We start from the raw sequence: 18,875 nt of genomic DNA, 5'->3' as shown, positions 1-18,875 counted from the left end.
GCACGGATGACCCCCTATCGCTATGAAACCAATGGCAGAAATCTGAAAACCCTGTTCTGGGTCGCGCTGATTTGGGCGCTGGTCCTTGCCGCTGTCTACTGGCTTGAGGCGTCGCTGATCCTTGCGGGGCTGGTGGCGCTGTGCACCCTGCCTGCGATCTACGATCTGGCGGCGGGACGGCAAAGCGGTGTGACGCTGGAGCAAAGCGGCCTGCACTGGTTTGCCGGATCGCGTAGGGGCGAGGTTGCGTGGGACAAGATCGACCAAATCCGCCTGGACACGCGGCTGGACCTGTCCGTGCGCGCCAGTGCAGTGCTGACAAGCGGGCGCAAGCTGCGCCTGCCGCTTGAATGCACGCCGAACGCAGACGGCTTTGCCGAGGCCCTTGCCGCACGTGGCATCAGGGTCGAACGGCACCACTTTTCACTGCTGGGGTAGGTCGCCCGCATTGCGCACCAAACGGTCCGCAGGCCGCGCCCGTGGCCGGACCGAGGACGCCAGCGCGCAATAGGACTGCCGTTTAAGCCAGCCCGCCATCTCGGCCCGTTTTGCGCGCGACCGCATCGGCCCCCAATCCGCCGCCACCCCGCGCCCGTTCGGCCCGTAGATCACCCCGTCACGCGGCACGGTTACGGCCATGATGCGCACCGCACAGCTTAGGTTCGCCGCGCCACTTTTCAGGGCCGTGCCCGAACGCGCATTGCAGCCATAGCCGCGCGCCGTGGCGGGTAAAATCTGCAACAGCCCGTACCAGCGCCCGCCGCCACCCACCGCATTGGGGCGATAAGTGCTTTCGTATTTCGCCAGCGCTGACATGAAGCCGACCCAGAAACTGCGACGCTGCGCCTCGTTCGCCTCGGGATAGGCGGGGCACCAGTCGCGCACATCCGCAGGCACCATATCGACCAAGGGCTGCCCATGGGTCTTCAACGCACTCAGGGCGGCGCGATTCCACAGCATGTGACGCGGTTGATGGGTCCAGCGGGTCGCAGGCACATTGGCGTCCCGCGCCACGGGGCGCACCACTGCAACCCCGGCAGGCACCTGCCCCGTCAGCGGCACGTCCATCGAGGCGACCTCGCGCAGGGCCTCGTCACCTTGCGCCTGCGCGGCAAGCCACAGCGACAGCCACAGGCCCAAAGCGACAAAAAGGGGCCTGCGCCCCTGAAAAGACAGCATTCTTTCGATCATGGCGCGCAGTATGTGAGGCGCGCGCGCGCCCTGTCCAGCCTGCCGTGCCAAACCGCGCCATTTGGGCGCATTCCCCGCAACAATCGCACTGCCACCTCGCAATTGTCCCCGCCCCCTCGCGCAACCGCAAGAAATCTTCACCAAAGCAGCCCTAACATGTCTTGGCCTCGCCCTTTTTGTGACCCAATTCGCGGGCAATTTTAGCCCAGTAAACAGTTTCGGATTTTTGACATGGCTCTTGCAGAACGCATCTTCACTCCGATCGCGCAAATTCGGGCGCGCTTTTCCCTCTCCCGTCAGGTCGAAGCACATGATGGCGTGCTTCAGGATGCACCCGCCGCAGGCGACTGGCCCCGACAGGTGGCTGCAGCCCTCAAGGACGGGCTCACCATCCCCTGCCCCGACCCCACTGCCGAGGAACGCTGCCGCGATGCCCATCAGGTCCGTGGACTGAAACTGGCGCGGATCGAGGAATGGGAAGTTCTGAGCAAGGAAATCATCGCCGCCGACACGCAACGGCTCAAGACCCCCGGCGGGATGCCTGTGGCAGAATTGCTGGCCTTTGGCGCGCGTTCGGATGTGGTGAATGCCGCCGAACATGCGCTGTTGGATGGCCGTGCCGCCCGCGACGCGCCCTTGATGGCGGGGATCGAAGCCTTTGAAATCCTGCTAGAGGAAAGCCCTGACAATCACGCACTCGCCGCCATCGTGGCGCTGGCCCATATTGATCTGGGCTGGGCATGGCGCGGCACGGGCTGGGACATCGAAGTGCCCATGCGCAACCGCGAGGCCTTTGCCGCGCATTTCGACCGCGCCGCCAACATCATGGCCGATTTTGACGCCGCAATGTTGGATTCGCCGCTGCTTGCCGCGACCCAATGCGCCCTGTTCGCCGGTCAGGGCGGTTCGATGCGCCGCATCGCCGCGCAGTTCGAAACGTGGATCGACCTCGACCCGAAAAACCCGCGCGCCTATCGCTCGCTTGGGGCAAAGATGCTGCCGCGCTGGCACGGCAGCTATGCACGGCTCGAGCTTGAGGCCCGCCGCGCCGCAGGGCGCACCCACGACATCTGGGGGGCCGGTGCCTATACGTGGGTGATGTTCGACGCCATCGCCAGCGATCCGGTCGCCTGCGCCCAGGTCGATCTGGGTTTCTTCCTCGAAGGGTTGCACGACATCCTGCGCAACAGCCCCGACCAGCACACGGTCAACCTGTTGCTGGCCTATTGCGCCAACACGATGGGCGCCACACAGACGGGCAATAATGAAACAGACTATGTGCGCACACAAATCGCCGCCTCTGCCGACTGGATTGTGCGCGACCACCTGTCAGAGCTTCACCCGATGATCTGGGCCCATGCCGCCCGCGGGTTTGACAATGCGCTGCGCATCCGCTGCCCTGAAAAGTTCGCCGCGTCGGGCCATGCTGACGCTGTGCACTTCCTGACCGAACTTTACCGCCGCGAGCTGAGCGCGGGCAAACGGGTGATCTTTACCAAGAACGGGGCCGAGACGCGCACCGCGTGATCCGAATTAGACCGCCGCACTTTATCGCAATCGTCGCGCCGCCCCTGCCAGCAATGCGCGCGAATACATCTCGTGTGCGCCCTTGAGGCTGTGAAAGACGGGGCCAAGGGTCAGCGACCCGCCACGCCCCTGCACCGGCGTCACGACCGACCCGAACCGCACCACATCCGGCGCAACCTGCAGCCACGAACAGGTGCGCCCACCTTTCTGCATCATCACGATCTCGTCCTCTTGGCGGGTCGCAACGCGCCACACCGCCAGACTGTCCCCCGTGCCGTCCGCCAACGCGTTGACCTGCGCATCACTCGACGGCGCGCGCGCCAACAGGCGCAGCACCAGACGTTCCGCCCGAAACAGCGGCTGGGTGTAAAAGGCACGGATGAACTGCGGCAGGGTGACGGGCGTGGTCACACGTGCCTCGAAACAGTCGGTATAATGCCCTTCGCGCTGCGCATAGGCGGCGATCAGGCTGTCATCGGGCGGATCTGTCTTTTGAATGTCCATTGCCCTCGCAGCTTGGCACAAAATGCACCGCGTCACAGCCGCCCTGTTGTCGCGCCCCCTTGCAGCAACGGGGCCGCTGATCTATGCCCGCAAATGTGCCAAGACAACGCAGGATATCGCCATGCTGGACCTGACCTACGAGACCCCGAAAGTTAAAACCATTGCCGGTGCCAAACATGATTGGGAACTGGTGATCGGGATGGAAGTCCATGCGCAGATCAGCTCGAATGCGAAACTGTTTTCCGGTGCCTCGACCCAGTTCGGCAATGAACCCAACTCGAACGTGGCCTTTGTGGATGCAGCGATGCCCGGCATGTTGCCCGTCATCAACGAGTTCTGCGTCGAACAAGCGGTGCGCACGGGCCTCGGCCTCAAGGCAGCGATCAACCTGACATCGGCCTTTGACCGCAAGAACTATTTCTACCCCGACCTGCCGCAAGGCTACCAGATTTCCCAGCTGTACCACCCCATCGTGGGCGAAGGCGAAGTGCTGGTCGAAATGGGCCCCGGTCCCGAGCTTGGCAAAAAGCGTCTGGTGCGCATCGAACGCATCCACATGGAACAGGATGCGGGCAAATCCATTCACGACATGGACCCCAACATGTCCTTTGTCGATCTCAACCGCACCGGTGTGGCGCTAATGGAGATCGTCTCCCGCCCCGACATCCGTGGCCCCGAAGAGGCCGCCGCCTATATCACCAAGCTGCGCCAGATCCTGCGCTATCTGGGGACCTGCGACGGCAACATGCAGAACGGCAACCTGCGGGCGGACGTGAACGTGTCGATCTGCCTGCCCGGCCAGTACGAGAAATATCAGGAAACACAGGATTTCTCGCATCTCGGCACGCGCTGCGAGATCAAGAACATGAACTCCATGCGGTTCATCCAGCAGGCCATCGAGGTCGAGGCACGCCGCCAGATCGCCATCGTCGAAGGCGGCGGCGAGGTGGATCAGGAGACGCGTCTGTACGACCCCGACAAGGGCGAAACCCGCTCTATGCGCTCCAAAGAAGAAGCGCACGATTACCGCTATTTCCCCGATCCCGACCTGCTGCCGCTGGAAATCGAACAGGCATGGGTGGACGACATCGCCGCCAACCTGCCCGAACTGCCCGACGCCAAAAAGGCGCGATTCATGGGCGATTACGGCCTGACCGACTACGACGCATCGGTGCTGACCGCCGATCTGGACACCGCGGGTTATTTCGAGGCCGTGGCCGAAGGGCGCGACGGCAAACAGGCGGCAAACTGGGTCATCAACGAATTGTTCGGGCGTCTGAAGAAAGATGACCGCGACATCACCGATTCCCCCGTGTCCCCTGCCCAACTGGGCGGCATCGTCGATCTGATCGCCAAGGGCGACATCTCGGGCAAGATCGCCAAGGACCTGTTCGAAATCATCTATACCGAAGGCGGCGACCCCGCCGAGGTGGTCGAAGCGCGCGGCATGAAACAGGTGACCGACACCGGTGCCATCGAAGCCGCCGTGGACGAAATCATCGCCGCCAACCCCGATCAGGTGGAAAAAGCAAAGCTGAACCCGAAACTGGCAGGCTGGTTTGTCGGTCAGGTGATGAAGGCGACGGGCGGCAAGGCGAACCCTAAGGCGGTGAACGAACTGGTCGCGAAAAAGCTGAACGGCTGAAAAGTCTAAACGCGGTGCGGGCCAATGGCCCGCGCCTGCCCTATTGCTGCGCGCTACACCAGCAACCGCGAATAGTGCATCATGCCGGACGCGCACAGCGCCACTTCGACCTTCCCCCATACCTCTGACTCTGCCGCGCCGATCTGGGCCAGTGTGCGTCGTCCGTCGATCTGCGCGATCAGCGGGGCGGCCTCGGGCGGGGCGTCGAAGGTGAATGCCTCTCCGGCGGTGTCGATGGTGATCTTGCCCGTGCTGGCCACCAGCGTCGCCACATCTGCCGCCGAAGCACCGCGCAGATGGGGCACCGCGTCCGGCTGGCCGAAGGGTGGAGCCTGCACCTCTCCTACAGCGCGGGCATAGACCACGTGGGTCTTGAACGTGCCGCGCAGATCTTCGGCCAGTTGCATGGCCGCGACGCGGTCCATACCGTCCGCCAGCGCACCGGTTAGCGGCACCGGATCATAGAGCATCGGCTCGGGACAGCCCGCATAGTCCAGACCGGCGGCGGACAGGGCTGCCATCACCTCGGTGATCGTGAACGGACGGTCGCGTCCGTGCAGCAGCAGATCGTAAAACCCCGCATCGCCGTTTTCATGATCCACCACGCGGGTGTTGCGTTTGAACGGGTGCGCCTCTGGCAAGGCGCGATAGATCGCCTTGGCCTGTTTCAGCCGCTTTTCCGGCGCAAGCCCCTGCAACAGCGCGTTAAATGCCGATTGCAGCGGATAGACACCCGCGCGCCCGTGCGGCGCATAGACCATGAGGCCGATGCCGCCCTGCGGGGCCAACGCACGCGCCAGCGCGTCAAATCCGGCCTGCGGGTCTGCCAGATGGTGCAGCACGCCACAGCAGTCGATATAGTCGAAGGGGCCGTAGGCGTCCGCCTCCAGCAACGATCCGGTGACAAAGGTGATACCTGCCAGTTTGCGCACCTGCGCGCGTTTTTCCGCGATGCGCCGCGCCGCCTGCGACATGTCGAGATAGGTAATCTCATAGGGCCGCCCCGCATCCGTCAGCAACTGTGCCAACTGGATCAGCGCATCGCCCGTGCCGCCCCCCGCCACCAATACGCGCAGCGGCTGGGACCAGTCCCGCGCCCCGCCCCACAGCCAATGATCCATCTCGACCGGTAAGGAGGGCGAGCCGGTGACAAGGCGCTTGCGCTCGTCCGTGGGTTTGCGTTCGGGATAGGGATAAGCCTCGTACTGGGCCTCGACGTCGTGATCGCTCATGTCGCAAATATCCTCGCGGTGCGCAAAACTGTACCACGGCCCATAGGCTGTGCAATGGCGCTGGCCAAGGGCATGTGCGCCAGCCTAGACTAAACCGCAGATTTTCAGCGATAAAAGGCCGACTCCGTGACACAACCCGCCCCGTTCCGATCTTCTGTCATGACCGTGAAACCCGAGTGGATCGACTATAACGGCCATCTGAACATGGCATACTACAACGTATTGTTCGATCAGGGCGCGGACGAGATTTACGAGGAACTGGGGTTCGGGCCGGACTATCACAAGGCGACGGGCAACACGACTTATGTGGCGGAATTCCACCTTGCCTATGTGCGCGAGTTGCATGTGAACGACCCCGTGACGGTGACGTTCCAACTGGTCGATTATGACGCCAAACGCTTCCACTCCTATCAGGAAATCTGGCATCAGGACGGCTGGCTGGCCGCCACGGGCGAGGCGCTGACCTTGCATGTGGACCAGTCCGGCCCCCGTGTCGCGCCCATGCCGCAGGACGTGCTCGACAAGGTGGCGCGAGTGGCAGAGCGGCACGCGCAACTGCCCCGCCCCGACCGGATCGGCGCACAGATCGGCATTCGTCGGCGCAGCTAGGCCTGCGGCCCGTCACGCAGGCTTTTCACTGCGCGCGCGGGCCGCTATACGGCGCCAACACCGTGCGAAAGGGATCGTATGTCTGGTTGGGAATATAAAGTCGTACCCGCCCCCACAAAGGGCGTCAAAGGTCAGGGCATCAAAGGTCCGCAAGGGCGTTTTGCCAATGCGATCGAGCTGTTGATGAACGAAATGGCCCGCGACGGCTGGGAATACCAGCGCGCCGAAACGCTTCCTTCGGTCGAACGTTCGGGCCTGACGGGCAGTACGACGGAATGGCGCAACCTTCTGGTGTTCCGCCGCGCCACGACATCGGATCTGGAGGCGTTTGAACCCGAACTGCTGCCAGCCCCCGTTGACGCACCCATCGGGGCCGAGGCACCGCAGGACGCCGCCGCCGAAGACGAAGACAGCGCTGACATGCACAATGACGCACAAAGCGTTGAAGAACCGTATGAAAACGACGACGCGGAAGAGGTGCCGGACAATGGTGTCGAGGACACTGATGACATGTCTGATGTCACCGCGTCGCTGAAACGCCGCGCCATGCAGAAAAGTGACGGCGAAACAGCGGACTAACCCCGCGCCTAGACGTCGAGGTCAAGCGCCAGTGCGTGGATGCGACCAATCAGCTCAGGCCCCAGTGCGCCATGTACGGCGCGGTGGCGGGCAAGGCGGTTTTTCCCTTCGAAAACAGGGCTGCGCATCATCACGTTAAAGTGGCTTTCACCGGCAGCGGGCGCACCTGCATGGCCAGCATGGCTTGCACTATCGTCCACAACCACTATCTCGCGTGGATCGAAGGCTCCGCGCAGTGCATCTTCTATTTTCTGGCGTACCGACATTTTTTTCTTCGACCCCCTTCAATCCTCGTCCCCATATCCTAAACTGTGCCGCCTGAGTCGAAAAGGACCATCCCATGCGCAAGTCTGACCCATTTGGTTTTGATATGTCCGTTTCATCGGCAAAAAAGAAGAATCCGCGTGGCCGTCGCGGTATGTCCGGCGCGTCCGAGACCTCGACCCGCATCTGCGATCACGAGGGCTGCGACGAGGCGGGCAAGTTCCGCGCGCCAAAAGCGCCCGACGTGCTGGATGATTACTTCTGGTTTTGCCAGCAGCATGTGCGGGAATATAACCTGAAATGGAATTTCTTTGACGGCACCACCGAGGCCGAGATCAATGCCCAGCAGACCAAGGACAAGGTCTGGGAACGCACCACCAAGCCACTGGGCGATCCAGAGGCCCGCGCATGGGCGCGTCTTGGCATCGAGGATCCGCATCAGGTGCTGGGCAAGAACGCGACCCAGAACCCTGGCCGTGGTGGCAACGCCGCTGCACGCAAGCTGCCCCCCACCGAGAAACGCGCGATCGAGATTCTCGAAACCACGGCGGATGCGACCAAGGCCGAGATCCGCAAAGCCTACAAGGCGCTGATCAAGGTGCTGCACCCCGACATGAACGGCGGCGACCGCAGTCAGGAAGAACAGTTGCAAGAAGTTGTCTGGGCATGGGACCAGATCAAGGACAGCCGCAGCTTCAAGTAAGGGCGGACAGGGGGCTGCGGGCCATGCGCGCCGCGCAGTGCATCAGCAGCCCCGCCCCCAGCCAAATCGCCATCACCACAGGGCTGGTTGTCAGCCCGTCCATCAGTGCCATCATCCCCAGCGGCGCGGCCTCGCCGCCCGCCTGAACGCCGCCCTGACGGATCAGGCCGAACAGGCCCGCGCCCGCCACGCTGCCCAAGGCAGAGGCAATCAGCCACGCCAGCGCGCCGCACACCGCCCCCCAGACCCCGCGCCGTCCGCACAGATCGGCCAGCACCAAACCGGCCATCCCGCCGCCTAATGCGGCCATCACCGTCATCTCGGCCAATGTCGGCAGGAAACGCCCCATCGACCCCGGCCACAGCACCAGCGCCTGCCCCACGGCCCCGCCGGTGATGGCCATCAGGGCGGCAATGTGCAGGCGGGTCGTTAGGGGCAGGAATGTCATCGGGATCGTCCTTTCGGTTCTGTTCCGCCCCTTTGCTGCAAAACCATGTGCAGGCGGTGGCATAGTGCTTGTGCAGGGTCCGTGCATTTTTGCCTTACGGTTGCCCCTTCCCCTTGCCCTTGTCCGCGTTATGTTGCACGACGATGACCGCGCCCCTGAAGGGCGCGTTTTAGCTTTTGAAGGGATGGGCGAGATGGCTGACGGCGCGATGGATATCAATGCAAAACCGGACCAAGATATCTCTGTGCGCGAGGTCTTTGGCATTGATACCGACATGGTGGTCAAAGGGTTCGCCGAAGGCAGTGACCGTGTACCGGAGCTTGACCCCACCTATAAGTTCGATCCCGACACCACGTTGGCGATCCTTGCAGGGTTCGGCCATAACCGTCGTGTGATGGTCCAGGGCTATCACGGGACAGGCAAATCGACCCATATCGAACAGGTCGCCGCGCGCCTGAACTGGCCCACGGTCCGTGTGAACCTTGACAGCCACATCAGCCGTATCGACCTGATCGGTAAAGATGCGATCAAGCTGAAAGACGGCAAACAGGTCACCGATTTTCAGGAAGGCATCCTGCCATGGGCGCTGCGCAACCCCTGCGCCATCGTGTTCGACGAATACGACGCGGGCCGTGCCGACGTGATGTTCGTGATCCAGCGTGTGCTGGAAGTGGACGGCAAGCTGACCTTGCTGGACCAGAACACCGTGATCGAACCCCACCCCTATTTCCGCATCTTCGCGACGGCCAACACGGTTGGTCTGGGTGACACCACGGGCCTTTACCACGGCACGCAACAGATCAACCAAGGCCAGATGGACCGCTGGTCGCTGGTGGCCACGCTCAACTACCTGAGCATTGATGCCGAAACCGCCATCGTTCTGTCCAAGAACCCGCATTACAACACCGCCGAGGGCCGCAAGACGGTCAAGCAGATGGTGACTGTTGCCGACCTGACGCGCACCGCGTTCATGAACGGCGACCTGTCCACCGTGATGTCGCCGCGTACCGTGATCGCATGGGCCCAGAACGCCGAGATTTTCCGCAATGTCGGCTATGCGTTCCGCCTGTCCTTCCTGAACAAATGTGACGAGCTTGAGCGCCAGACCGTGGCCGAGTTCTACCAGCGTCTGTTTGACGAGGAACTGCCCGAAAGCGCGGCCAGCGTGAGCTTGGGATGATGCGTCTCGCAACGGCTGTGCTCGCCTCTAGCGCGATGCCTGCTTTTGCGGACACCGGCATGCAAGCCTTGCACTTTGCCGGATGTATCGGTCAGGCTGATGCCTATATCGACGCGGCGTCGGACTATGCGGATATGGGCGTCGTCACAGACGCGAATGCCGCGCAATACGCCGCAATCCTGCGGGTCATCAATGATCCGGCGGCGGCAACTTCCGCCCGCAAGGACGGCAGGCGCGCATGGAAAGCCCGTGCCGCCGCACTGACGGCAGCGGGCGGTCCGATGGAAGGCCCCCTGTGGGATGCGCAGGTCGAGGCGACATTGAAATGTGACGCATTGCGCAATGACCTTGTCGCGGCGGGCATATTGGAGGACGGTTGAGACATGAGCAAACCTAACGACAACCCCGCCGATCCGTTCAAAAAGGCGCTGGCCGAAGCGACCAAGGTCATGGCCAATGACCCCGAATTGAACGTCAGCTATTCGGTCGATCCATCCGGCACGTCGGGCGACTCCATGCGCTTGCCGCAAGTGAGCCGCCGCATGACCCGTGACGAAGTGATGCTGGCGCGTGGCACCGCCGATGCGCTCGCCCTGCACCGCCGCTATCACAACGGGCAGACCCATGCGCGCTATTCCCCGCAAGGCGAGATGGCCCGCGACCTTTACGAGGCGATGGAAACCGCGCGTTGCGAGGCGATGGGCGCGCGCGACATGCCTGGCACTGCGGGCAACATCGACGCCAAGATCGCCCATGACGCGATGCGCCGCGGCTACGAGCAGGTAAAACAGGCCAGCGATGTGCCTTTGGCCGCTGCTGCGGGATACCTTGTGCGCCATCTGGCCACGGGCCGCGACCTGCCCGCAGGGGCACAGAACGCGATGGACCTGTGGCGCGGCTTTATCGAGGATCAGGCCGGCGGCACGCTTGAGAACCTTGATAAAATTCTGGATGACCAGTCCGCCTTTGCCCGCTTTGCGCGGCAGGTGATCTCGGACCTTGGCTATGGCGACCAGTTGGGCGACGACCCTGACCAGCTTGACGAGGATCAGGAAGACGAGGCCGAGGAAGGCGCCGAAGAAGAACAGGATCCCGACAGCACAGGTCAGGACGACCAGAACGAAGAGGAAGAGGACGCAAGCCCCGAGTCCTCTCAGGAAGAACAGCAGGACGCGTCGCAGGCGCAGGTCTCCATGGATGACATGGCCGATCAGGAAATGGGCGAAGAGGCAGAGATGCCCGATGGCGAGGCCCCGCTTGAACCCCCTGCCCCGCAGCCCGTGTCGGAAGCCGATCCGAATTACGAAGTGTATCTAAGCGAGCATGACGAGGAAATCCGCGCCGAGGATCTGGCCGAGCCTGTCGAGTTGGAGCGTCTGCGCGCCTATCTGGACCAGCAGCTCGAGCCGCTGAAAGGGGCCGTGAGCCGTCTGGCGAACAAGCTGCAGCGCCGCCTGCAGGCCCAGCAGAACCGCAGTTGGGAATTCGACCTCGAGGAAGGCACGCTGGACGCCGGACGCCTTGCCCGCGTGGTGGCGAACCCGACCACGCCCCTGTCGTTCAAGGTCGAGAAGGACACCGAATTCCGCGACACCTGTGTGACGCTGCTGCTCGACAATTCCGGCTCCATGCGGGGCCGTCCGATCTCCATTGCCGCGATCTGTGCAGACGTTCTGGCCCGCACGCTGGAACGCTGCAATGTGAAGGTCGAAATCCTCGGCTTTACCACCCGCGCGTGGAAAGGCGGGCTGGCCCGCGAGGCTTGGCTGAACGATGGCCGCCCCGCCCAGCCGGGACGTCTGAATGATCTGCGCCACATCATCTACAAATCCGCCGATGCCCCGTGGCGTCGGGCGCGGGCCAATCTGGGCCTGATGATGAAAGAGGGTCTGCTAAAGGAAAACATCGACGGTGAGGCGCTGGAATGGGCGCACCGTCGCATGGCGGGCCGTCCCGAGGCGCGTAAAATCCTGATGGTGATTTCCGACGGCGCGCCGGTGGATGACAGTACGCTGTCGGTCAATCCGGCCAACTATCTTGAAAAGCACCTGCGCGACGTGATCGCCATGGTCGAGCGCAAGCGCGCGGTCGAGTTGCTTGCCATCGGGATCGGCCATGACGTGACCCGCTATTACGACCGCGCGGTGACGATCACGGATGTGGAACAGCTGGCCGGTGCGATGACCGAACAACTGGCCGCGCTGTTTGACAGCGATCCCCGTGCACGGGCGCGCGTCATGGGCATCAAGCGCGCCAGCTGACAGCGGCCCTCCGGGGGGGATTTTTTTAGAACAGAGAAGGGGTACGGGGATGTTTCAGAGTTTTGAGGTCACAGCCCGTCCCGAGCAGGGGCCACCACGGCTGGCTGCCTTGCGCAAAGTGATGCGCGCGGTCGGGCTGGACGGGTTTCTGGTGCCGCGTGCGGACGCCCATCAGGGGGAATATGTCTCGGCCCGTGACGAGCGGCTTGCATGGCTGACAGGCTTTACCGGATCGGCGGGTTTCTGTGCGGTGCTGAGCGATGTGGCAGGCGTGTTCATCGACGGGCGCTATCGCACGCAGGTGAAGGCGCAGGTGGCGGATGTCTATACCCCCGTGCCATGGCCCGAAGTATCGTTGGCCGACTGGCTGATCCAGCAATTGCCAGAGGGCGGGCGCGTCGGGTTTGATCCGTGGCTGCACACTACAGCGCAGATCGAACAGGCCGAGGCGGCGCTGGAGGGGCGCGGCATCGAACTGGTGCAAAGCGACAATCTGGTGGACCGGATCTGGGATGACCAACCCGCCCCCGCCGCCGAACCGGCCAAAGTGCACCCGATCGCCTTTGCCGGTGAAAGCCACGCCAGCAAACGTGCGCGGCTGGCAGAAGATCTGACGAAGGGCGGCGCGGCATCGGCCGTGATCACCCTGCCCGATTCACTGTGCTGGTTGCTGAACATCCGTGGCGCTGACATTCCGCGCAATCCGGTGGCGCAGGGCTTTGCCGTGCTGCACGGGTCTGGCGCCGTCGATCTGTTCATGGACAGCGCAAAGCTGGACGAGGTGCGCGACCATCTGGGCACCGACGTGACCTGCCACGCGCCTGACGGCTTTCTGGACGCGCTCGACGCATTAGAGGGGCCTGTGCGGGTCGAGAAATCCTCGGTCCCCGTCATTGTTGCCGACCGCTTGGGCGCGCGTGTGCAATGGGGCGCTGACCCTTGCGCCCTACCCAAAGCCTGCAAGAACAAGGCCGAGATCGAAGGCAGCGCCGAGGCGCATCTGCGCGACGGGGCGGCGGTTGTCGAACTGCTGGCGTGGCTTGACGGGCAAGAGGCGGGCGCCTTGCGCGAAAGCGACGTGGTGCGCCAGTTGGAAACCTACCGCCGACGCGACAACGCGCTGCAGGACATCAGTTTCGAAACCATCGCAGGCACCGGCCCGAACGGTGCGATCATGCACTACCGCGTGACCGAGGACACCGACAGCGTGCTTGAGGACGGGCATCTGATCGTGCTGGACAGTGGCGGGCAGTATCTGGACGGCACCACCGACATCACCCGCACCATCCCCATCGGCCCGCCCCCGCAAGAGGCCTGCGCCGCCTTTACCCGCGTGCTGGCGGGCATGATCGCCATGTCGCGCCTGATCTGGCCCAAGGGGCTGGCGGGCCGCGATATCGAGGCGATTGGCCGTGCGCCCTTGTGGTACGCCCATCAGGATTTCGACCATGGTCTGGGCCACGGGGTTGGCGCGTATCTTTCCGTGCATGAAGGGCCGCAACGCCTTAGCCGCGCCAGCACCGTACCACTTGAGACCGGTATGATCCTGTCGAACGAGCCGGGATATTACCGCGAGGGGGCGTTCGGCATCCGCCTCGAAAACCTGCTGGTCGTGCAACAGGCCAAGGCGCCTGCAACGGGGGACGCGCATCGCGACATGCTGTGCTGGCGCACGTTGACCTTCGCGCCCATCGACCGCCGCCTGATCCTGCCCGAGTTGCTGGACCAGCCGTCGCGCGACTGGCTTGACGCCTATCACGCACAGGTGCTGGAACAGATCGGGCCTCGGGTCTCAGGCCCCGCGCGCACGTGGTTAACGGCAGCGTGCCAACCACTCTAGCGGCGCTGTCGTCCATCTGTTACATCTCGCGTTCATCACTCGATGCAGCGCAGTCATAGGGAGGCTTTCATATGTCCGAATACATTACGATCCGCAAAGCAGAAGGCACTTGGACTGTGCGTGCAGGCGGCGCGGTGCTGGGCGAAAGCCAGAATGCGCTGGAACTGGTCGAGGGCGATTATCCCCCCGTCATCTACTTCCCCCGCGAAGACATTGCAGTCGCCTTTCTCGACAAGACCGACAAGACGACCCACTGCCCGCACAAGGGCGAGGCGAGCTATTATTCGGTGGTGACCAAGTCCCAAACGCTCGACAACGTGGTCTGGAGCTATGAGGCCCCGAAAGAAGGCACTGAGCGGATCAAGGACCACCTTGCGTTCTATACCGGCGACGGCGTCGCGGTCGAACATATCTAAGACAAACGGGTCGGCGGGCGGGCGCTTTTGCGCCGCAAACAGAGCCGCCCGACCGCGCTAGCTGTGCTCTTCCGCTGCGGTGGCGGCAAGGGCGCGGTTATAGGCCTTCAACGCATCCACATGGAACAACGCGCCTTTCAACTCGGGCGCGGCATCCTTGCCTGTCAGCGTGACCACGGGGATGAACGGCACCATGGTGCGGTCGAATACGGGCAAGGCCACTTCGAGCGTGGCCGACGCATCCACGTAGATCGCATCGGCAATCATGTCCCAGCATTGCGCCTCTTCCGCCGCGCGCGCGTCATCCATCGGGCGCATGACCGAACTGACCCTGAACATCGCCAGCAGATAGGCCTGCGGCCCTGCGGCAAGGTGCACGCCCTTACGCTCCAACTGGGTCAAGAAGAAGCTGCGGTCGACCAGCCGCGATGACAGCGCGGTCGAGATCGACACCGCCACCATCACGGCCAAACCCGTCTGCCAGTCGCCTGTCAATTCGAACACGATCAGCGTGGTGGAAATCGGCGCGCCCAGCACTGCCGCCGCCACCGCCCCCATGCCCGCCAGCGCATAAAGCGACACAGACCCCGATACATCCGGAAACACGCTGGTGGCGATCAGGCCAAAGAACAGGCCGGTCATCGCCCCGATCATCAGCGAGGGCGAAAACACCCCGCCGCCCATGCGACCGGCCATGGTGATCGCCACCGCCGCCGTTTTCAGGACGATGAACACCACCACTTCGTTCAGTGCCAGTTGTCCGGTCAGCGCCAGCGACGTAGTTTCGTACCCGACGCCAATGATGTGGGGATAGAATATCGCCAGCCCGCCCAGCAGTGCCCCAGCAATGGGCGGGCGCAGCCAGCGTGGTATGCCGGTGCGCGTCTGGAACAGCGTCCCCACATCATCCGCCCAGAAGATCGAGCGCATGAGCACCACCGCCACCAGACCGCAGACAAGGCCCAGCAACAGGAATGCCGGAAGCTCTTGGTAGAAGATCAACTCGTTGGTGTCGGGCGACATGAATTCGGTCACGCCGCCGAATTCCAGACGGTTGATAACCGTACCCGCGACCGAAGCGATGACAATCGGCGCAAAAGCATGCACCGCAAAGTGGCGCAGCACGACTTCGAGCGCGAACAACGCTCCCGCAATCGGCGCGTTAAAGCTGGCCGAGACTGCCGCCGCCACGGCACAGCCCAGCAGGTCGCGCCCCGTGATGCCATCCGCACTGATCCAGCGGCAGACCTTGGACGAGATTACCGCCGCCATGTGCACCACAGGCCCCTCGCGCCCCGTAGAGCCGCCGGAGGACAGGGTGATAAAGCTCGCCACAGCCGAGGCCATGCCTGCCCGCCTGCTCACCTGCCCGTCGCGCAGCGCAGCACCTTCGATCACGTCCGCAACGCTGCGCACGGTGCCGTCATCGGTGAATTTGTGCAGGATAAGGCCCGTGAACAGGCCGCCCACGATGGGGATCACAAGGATCAGATACCACGGCAGGGACGAGGCAAAGCTGTGCAGGTATTGCACGTCATCCGTGCCATAAAGCCACGCCTGCGTCGCCTCGATCCCCTTGCGGAAAAACAACGCGGCAAAGCCTGCGGCGATCCCGATGGCAAGGGCGATAAACCAGAACTGAATCTGGCTTGGCCCACGTTTGCGCAGCAATATCCACCCGTCACGGCACGCGTTCAGCGCCAGATCAATCTGCTGCGTGACAAAGGGGCGGGGCGGAGTGGCCATGGCTGGGATGCGCGTCGCAATTTGCAAGTGTTGACGTTGGGTCTAGGCCAATTGCCGACGCCCCGAAACCCCAAAGACCGGCGATTTTCCAAAGCGCGTTGCAGCGCGGCGCAAATGTCGCCCTAGCCTGCCAACAACGCCCGTGCCGCCGCGCGCGCCTGATCGGTGATCGTGTCGCCCGAGACCATGCGCGCGATCTCGTCCACGCGGTCATCCTGCGCCAATGGCACCACGGTTGATGTGGTCATGCCCTTGGCCACACGTTTTTCAACACGCCAGTGATGCGCGCCAAGGGCGGCCACCTGTGGCGAGTGTGTGACGACCAGCACCTGCGCGCCACTGGCCAGTTGCGCCAGCCTGCGCCCGACCGCATCCGCCGTTGCGCCCCCGACCCCACGGTCGATTTCGTCAAAGATAATGGTCAGCCCCGACTGTTCGCGGGTGAGGCACACTTTGAGCGCCAGCAAAAAGCGGCTGAGTTCACCGCCCGAGGCGATCTTGTTCAGTGGTCCCGCAGGTGCACCGGGGTTGGTGGCGACAGAGAACGCGACCGCGTCGCGCCCGTCGGGACCTGCCTCGTCCTCGGTGATCTGCGTGGTGAACACCGCACGTTCCATCTTGAGCGGGGCAAGCTCCGCCATCACCGCCTTGTCGAGCAACTTGGCCGCTTTGCTGCGCGCTGCGTGCAGCTTGTCAGCAGCCGCGTCATAGGCCGCGCGGGCGGCGGCCACTTCTCCCTCAAGGCGGCTCAGATCGGCGTCGCCTGCATCCAATGCCGCCAGTTTGGTGCGCAGGTCATCGGCAAAGGCGGGCAAGGCATCTGCCGCGATCCCGTGTTTGCGGGCCAAGGCGCGGATGGCGAACAGCCGCTCTTCGGTATGTTCAAGGTCCGAGGCGTCGAATTCCATCGCCTCAAGCGCGCGCACGATCCCGTCGCTGGCTTCGTCCAGTTCGACGAGGGCACGGCCCAATGCGGCCAAGGGTCCGTCCAACTGGCCGTCGGCGTTTTCCGCGACGCCATCCAGCCAGCGGATCGCATCGCCCAAGGCGCCTTCAGCCCCGTCATGGCCCAATATCTGATGGGCGCGCTGCACGTCCTCGCGGATACGCTCTGCGGCCTGCATCTGGCGGCGACGGGCGTCCAGTGCCGCCTCTTCCCCCGCTTGGGGGTCGAGCGCGTCACATTCGGCGACAGCATGGCGCAGGAACTCTTCCTCGGCGCGGATCGCGTCCATCGCGGCCTGCGCATCCGAAAGCGCCTTGCGCGCCTGCCCCCATGCGCGCCACGCAGTACGGGTGGCGGCACGGGCGCTGTCGGTGCGGGCGAATTCATCCAGAATGGCGCGGTGGCCTCGTGGGTTCAGCAACCCGCGATCATCATGCTGTCCATGCAGTTCGATCAACGTATCACTCAGCGCGCGCAGCACCTCGCCCGAACAGCGCCGGTCGTTGACCCAAGCGGTCTTGCGCCCGTCGGCAGTGTTCACACGGCGCAGGATCAGCTCGTCCGCGACGGGCAATCCCGCTTCTTCCAGAATGGCGATAGCCGGATGGCCCTCGGACAGATCGAAAGTGGCCGTGACCTCACCCTGCGCGGCCCCTTGGCGCACCAGTTCGGCCCGCCCGCGCCAGCCCAGAACAAAGCCGAGCGCATCCAGCAAAATGGATTTCCCCGCGCCCGTCTCACCGGTCAGCACGTTCAGACCGGGCTGGAACTCAAGCTCCAGCCGGTCGATGATCAACATGTCCGAGATATCAAGCCCGCGCAGCATCTCTATCAGCCCGTAGGGCGGGGATTAGCCCGCCACTGTTTACAGCCACCGGCCCTTGATCATCTGGCGATAGATTTTGGCCAGCCAGTTGTCGCCGCGCGACCGCATCTCAAGGCCCCGACCGGTCAGCAGCTTGTAGCTGTCCTGATACCATTCGGTGGACTGGTAGTTATAGCCAAGGATCGCACCGGCAGTCTGCGCCTCGTCCGTGAGGCCAAGGGACAGATAGGCCTCGACCAGGCGGTGCAGCGCCTCGGGGGTGTGGCTGGTGGTCTGGAAATCCTCGACCACCACACGGAAACGGTTGATCGCCGCCGAGAAATTGTCACGACGCAGGTAATAGCGCCCGATCTCCATCTCTTTGGCCGCGAGGTGGTCAAAGGCGAGGTCGAATTTCAGGATCGACGATTTGGCATATTCGCTGTCGGGATAGCGTTCGATCACTTCGCGCAGCGATTGCAGCGCCTGAAAGGTCAGCCCCTGATCGCGCCCGATCTCGTCGATCTGGTCATAATAGCTGAGCGCGAGGAGGTATTGCGCATAAGCCGCATCTTCGTCCGCTGGGTAGAAGTCGATGAACCGCTGTGCCGACGAACGCGAGTTCGGATAGTCGCGATCACGGTGATAGGCGAAGGCCTGCATGATCAACGCGCGCCGCGCCCAGTCAGAATAGGGATACAGGCGTTCGATCTCCGAGAAGTAGAACGCCGCCTCGGTCAGATCGTTGTTCTCAAGCTCGTATTCGCCACGCTCGAAAATCTGTTGCGCTGTGAATTCTTCCAGCGGCACTTCTTGCTGGTTGAAAAAGCCGCCCGTTGTCGGGCGCCCGCTGCCACCACATGCCGCAAGCGCGGCTGTTAGTGCCAAGACAGACGTTAGTCGCAAAATGGATGTTCTGCGGATCATGCTACCCCCAAGAGACGCTCAGCACCGCCCAGTTCCGGGCTGTTTGCCTGTC

At 63.3% G+C, this 18,875-nt stretch carries 19 protein-coding genes; 11 read left to right on the top strand and 8 right to left on the bottom strand.

Going from position 1 to position 18,875, the window contains the following annotated elements; translation table 11 throughout:
- Nucleotides 1–6 precede the first annotated feature (6 nt).
- Nucleotides 7–438 (top strand): hypothetical protein, encoded by a 432-nt coding sequence (locus AC6GQJ_RS00220; protein WP_500770586.1) that lies wholly within the window; start codon nt 7–9, stop codon nt 436–438.
- Here AC6GQJ_RS00220 and AC6GQJ_RS00215 read toward each other — a convergent pair.
- The gene (locus AC6GQJ_RS00215; RefSeq protein ID WP_500770584.1) at nt 424–1,179 is read right to left on the bottom strand and encodes a transglycosylase SLT domain-containing protein; all 756 of its coding nucleotides are present in this window, start codon (nt 1,177–1,179) and stop codon (nt 424–426) included. The two genes, AC6GQJ_RS00220 and AC6GQJ_RS00215, sit on opposite strands and share 15 nt — an antisense overlap.
- A gap of 243 nt (nt 1,180–1,422) precedes the next feature.
- Between AC6GQJ_RS00215 and AC6GQJ_RS00210 the strand changes: the two genes are divergently transcribed.
- On the top strand, nt 1,423–2,718 hold the full coding sequence (locus AC6GQJ_RS00210; protein ID WP_500770582.1) for a hypothetical protein: 1,296 nt from the start codon (nt 1,423–1,425) through the stop codon (nt 2,716–2,718).
- A 21-nt stretch (nt 2,719–2,739) separates the two neighbouring features.
- On the opposite strand, the gene AC6GQJ_RS00205 is transcribed toward AC6GQJ_RS00210, so the two are convergent.
- The gene (locus AC6GQJ_RS00205; RefSeq protein WP_500770580.1) at nt 2,740–3,222 is read right to left on the bottom strand and encodes a DUF2867 domain-containing protein; all 483 of its coding nucleotides are present in this window, start codon (nt 3,220–3,222) and stop codon (nt 2,740–2,742) included.
- Between the two features lie 121 nt (nt 3,223–3,343).
- Here AC6GQJ_RS00205 and gatB point away from each other — a divergent pair, with 121 nt between their 5' ends.
- Nucleotides 3,344–4,867 carry an Asp-tRNA(Asn)/Glu-tRNA(Gln) amidotransferase subunit GatB gene (gene gatB, locus AC6GQJ_RS00200; protein ID WP_500773976.1) on the top strand — a complete coding sequence of 508 codons (1,524 nt, stop codon included), beginning with the start codon at nt 3,344–3,346 and terminating at the stop codon, nt 4,865–4,867.
- Between the two features lie 53 nt (nt 4,868–4,920).
- On the opposite strand, the gene AC6GQJ_RS00195 is transcribed toward gatB, so the two are convergent.
- The gene (locus AC6GQJ_RS00195; protein ID WP_500770578.1) at nt 4,921–6,099 is read right to left on the bottom strand and encodes a class I SAM-dependent methyltransferase; all 1,179 of its coding nucleotides are present in this window, start codon (nt 6,097–6,099) and stop codon (nt 4,921–4,923) included.
- Between the two features lie 126 nt (nt 6,100–6,225).
- On the opposite strand from AC6GQJ_RS00195, the gene AC6GQJ_RS00190 reads away from it, so the two are divergent.
- Both AC6GQJ_RS00190 and AC6GQJ_RS00185 read left to right on the top strand, forming a co-directional pair.
- Nucleotides 6,226–6,708 carry a thioesterase family protein gene (locus tag AC6GQJ_RS00190; protein ID WP_500770576.1) on the top strand — a complete coding sequence of 161 codons (483 nt, stop codon included), beginning with the start codon at nt 6,226–6,228 and terminating at the stop codon, nt 6,706–6,708.
- A 78-nt stretch (nt 6,709–6,786) separates the two neighbouring features.
- Nucleotides 6,787–7,287 carry a DUF4177 domain-containing protein gene (locus tag AC6GQJ_RS00185; protein ID WP_500770574.1) on the top strand — a complete coding sequence of 167 codons (501 nt, stop codon included), beginning with the start codon at nt 6,787–6,789 and terminating at the stop codon, nt 7,285–7,287.
- 8 nt (nt 7,288–7,295) lie between these two features.
- Here AC6GQJ_RS00185 and AC6GQJ_RS00180 read toward each other — a convergent pair whose 3' ends face one another.
- Nucleotides 7,296–7,553 (bottom strand): BolA family protein, encoded by a 258-nt coding sequence (locus AC6GQJ_RS00180; protein ID WP_500770572.1) that lies wholly within the window; start codon nt 7,551–7,553, stop codon nt 7,296–7,298.
- Between the two features lie 74 nt (nt 7,554–7,627).
- Here AC6GQJ_RS00180 and AC6GQJ_RS00175 point away from each other — a divergent pair, with 74 nt between their 5' ends.
- Complete coding sequence (locus AC6GQJ_RS00175; RefSeq protein ID WP_500770570.1) at nt 7,628–8,254, top strand: J domain-containing protein; 627 nt, start codon at nt 7,628–7,630, stop codon at nt 8,252–8,254.
- Here the strand turns inward: AC6GQJ_RS00175 and AC6GQJ_RS00170 are convergent.
- A complete protein-coding gene (locus tag AC6GQJ_RS00170; protein WP_500770568.1) occupies nt 8,247–8,702 on the bottom strand; it encodes a hypothetical protein in 456 nt (151 codons plus the stop codon). The two genes, AC6GQJ_RS00175 and AC6GQJ_RS00170, sit on opposite strands and share 8 nt — an antisense overlap.
- Nucleotides 8,703–8,895: 193 nt before the next feature.
- Between AC6GQJ_RS00170 and cobS the strand changes: the two genes are divergently transcribed.
- The 5 genes from cobS (at nt 8,896) to AC6GQJ_RS00145 (ending at nt 14,399) form a co-directional block, all read left to right on the top strand.
- On the top strand, nt 8,896–9,882 hold the full coding sequence (cobS, locus tag AC6GQJ_RS00165; RefSeq protein ID WP_500770566.1) for a cobaltochelatase subunit CobS: 987 nt from the start codon (nt 8,896–8,898) through the stop codon (nt 9,880–9,882).
- Nucleotides 9,879–10,262: a hypothetical protein gene (locus AC6GQJ_RS00160; RefSeq protein WP_500770564.1), complete on the top strand. Its 384-nt coding sequence runs from the start codon at nt 9,879–9,881 to the stop codon at nt 10,260–10,262. The genes cobS and AC6GQJ_RS00160 overlap by 4 nt, the downstream gene beginning before the upstream one ends.
- Before the next feature lie 3 nt (nt 10,263–10,265).
- Nucleotides 10,266–12,143, top strand: coding sequence for a cobaltochelatase subunit CobT (gene cobT, locus AC6GQJ_RS00155; RefSeq protein WP_500770562.1), 1,878 nt, complete (start codon nt 10,266–10,268; stop codon nt 12,141–12,143).
- 49 nt (nt 12,144–12,192) lie between these two features.
- Nucleotides 12,193–13,983, top strand: a complete 1,791-nt coding sequence (locus AC6GQJ_RS00150; RefSeq protein ID WP_500770560.1) for an aminopeptidase P family protein — start codon at nt 12,193–12,195, stop codon at nt 13,981–13,983.
- Nucleotides 13,984–14,054: 71 nt separating this feature from the next.
- On the top strand, nt 14,055–14,399 hold the full coding sequence (locus tag AC6GQJ_RS00145; protein WP_500770558.1) for a DUF427 domain-containing protein: 345 nt from the start codon (nt 14,055–14,057) through the stop codon (nt 14,397–14,399).
- A gap of 57 nt (nt 14,400–14,456) precedes the next feature.
- Here AC6GQJ_RS00145 and AC6GQJ_RS00140 read toward each other — a convergent pair whose 3' ends face one another.
- From AC6GQJ_RS00140 to AC6GQJ_RS00130, 3 genes are all read right to left on the bottom strand, one after another.
- A complete protein-coding gene (locus AC6GQJ_RS00140; RefSeq protein ID WP_500770556.1) occupies nt 14,457–16,145 on the bottom strand; it encodes a chloride channel protein in 1,689 nt (562 codons plus the stop codon).
- A gap of 122 nt (nt 16,146–16,267) precedes the next feature.
- Entirely contained in the window at nt 16,268–17,917 is a 1,650-nt protein-coding gene (gene recN / locus AC6GQJ_RS00135; RefSeq protein ID WP_500770554.1) for a DNA repair protein RecN, read from the bottom strand.
- Nucleotides 17,918–17,956: 39 nt separating this feature from the next.
- Nucleotides 17,957–18,823: an outer membrane protein assembly factor BamD gene (locus AC6GQJ_RS00130; protein ID WP_500770552.1), complete on the bottom strand. Its 867-nt coding sequence runs from the start codon at nt 18,821–18,823 to the stop codon at nt 17,957–17,959.
- Nucleotides 18,824–18,875: the final 52 nt, after the last annotated feature.

The sequence above is a fragment of the Tateyamaria sp. 7Alg 36 genome (assembly GCF_059882455.1).
Note: the sequence above shows the minus strand (reverse complement) of the source record. Positions and strands in the feature narration are given on the sequence as shown.

Excerpts from the sequence above, each read along its gene's own strand:
- AC6GQJ_RS00195 (WP_500770578.1), bottom strand. The coding sequence starts at position 6,099 with ATGAGCGATCACGACGTCGAGGCCCAGTACGAGGCTTATCCCTATCCC.
- AC6GQJ_RS00210 (WP_500770582.1), top strand. The coding sequence starts at position 1,423 with ATGGCTCTTGCAGAACGCATCTTCACTCCGATCGCGCAAATTCGGGCG.
- AC6GQJ_RS00170 (WP_500770568.1), bottom strand. The coding sequence starts at position 8,702 with ATGACATTCCTGCCCCTAACGACCCGCCTGCACATTGCCGCCCTGATG.
- AC6GQJ_RS00185 (WP_500770574.1), top strand. The coding sequence starts at position 6,787 with ATGTCTGGTTGGGAATATAAAGTCGTACCCGCCCCCACAAAGGGCGTC.
- AC6GQJ_RS00145 (WP_500770558.1), top strand. The coding sequence starts at position 14,055 with ATGTCCGAATACATTACGATCCGCAAAGCAGAAGGCACTTGGACTGTG.
- AC6GQJ_RS00140 (WP_500770556.1), bottom strand. The coding sequence starts at position 16,145 with ATGGCCACTCCGCCCCGCCCCTTTGTCACGCAGCAGATTGATCTGGCG.
- AC6GQJ_RS00220 (WP_500770586.1), top strand. The coding sequence starts at position 7 with ATGACCCCCTATCGCTATGAAACCAATGGCAGAAATCTGAAAACCCTG.
- gatB (WP_500773976.1), top strand. The coding sequence starts at position 3,344 with ATGCTGGACCTGACCTACGAGACCCCGAAAGTTAAAACCATTGCCGGT.
- cobT (WP_500770562.1), top strand. The coding sequence starts at position 10,266 with ATGAGCAAACCTAACGACAACCCCGCCGATCCGTTCAAAAAGGCGCTG.
- AC6GQJ_RS00150 (WP_500770560.1), top strand. The coding sequence starts at position 12,193 with ATGTTTCAGAGTTTTGAGGTCACAGCCCGTCCCGAGCAGGGGCCACCA.
- AC6GQJ_RS00205 (WP_500770580.1), bottom strand. The coding sequence starts at position 3,222 with ATGGACATTCAAAAGACAGATCCGCCCGATGACAGCCTGATCGCCGCC.
- AC6GQJ_RS00130 (WP_500770552.1), bottom strand. The coding sequence starts at position 18,823 with ATGATCCGCAGAACATCCATTTTGCGACTAACGTCTGTCTTGGCACTA.
- AC6GQJ_RS00215 (WP_500770584.1), bottom strand. The coding sequence starts at position 1,179 with ATGCTGTCTTTTCAGGGGCGCAGGCCCCTTTTTGTCGCTTTGGGCCTG.
- cobS (WP_500770566.1), top strand. The coding sequence starts at position 8,896 with ATGGCTGACGGCGCGATGGATATCAATGCAAAACCGGACCAAGATATC.
- recN (WP_500770554.1), bottom strand. The coding sequence starts at position 17,917 with ATGCTGCGCGGGCTTGATATCTCGGACATGTTGATCATCGACCGGCTG.
- AC6GQJ_RS00175 (WP_500770570.1), top strand. The coding sequence starts at position 7,628 with ATGCGCAAGTCTGACCCATTTGGTTTTGATATGTCCGTTTCATCGGCA.
- AC6GQJ_RS00160 (WP_500770564.1), top strand. The coding sequence starts at position 9,879 with ATGATGCGTCTCGCAACGGCTGTGCTCGCCTCTAGCGCGATGCCTGCT.
- AC6GQJ_RS00180 (WP_500770572.1), bottom strand. The coding sequence starts at position 7,553 with ATGTCGGTACGCCAGAAAATAGAAGATGCACTGCGCGGAGCCTTCGAT.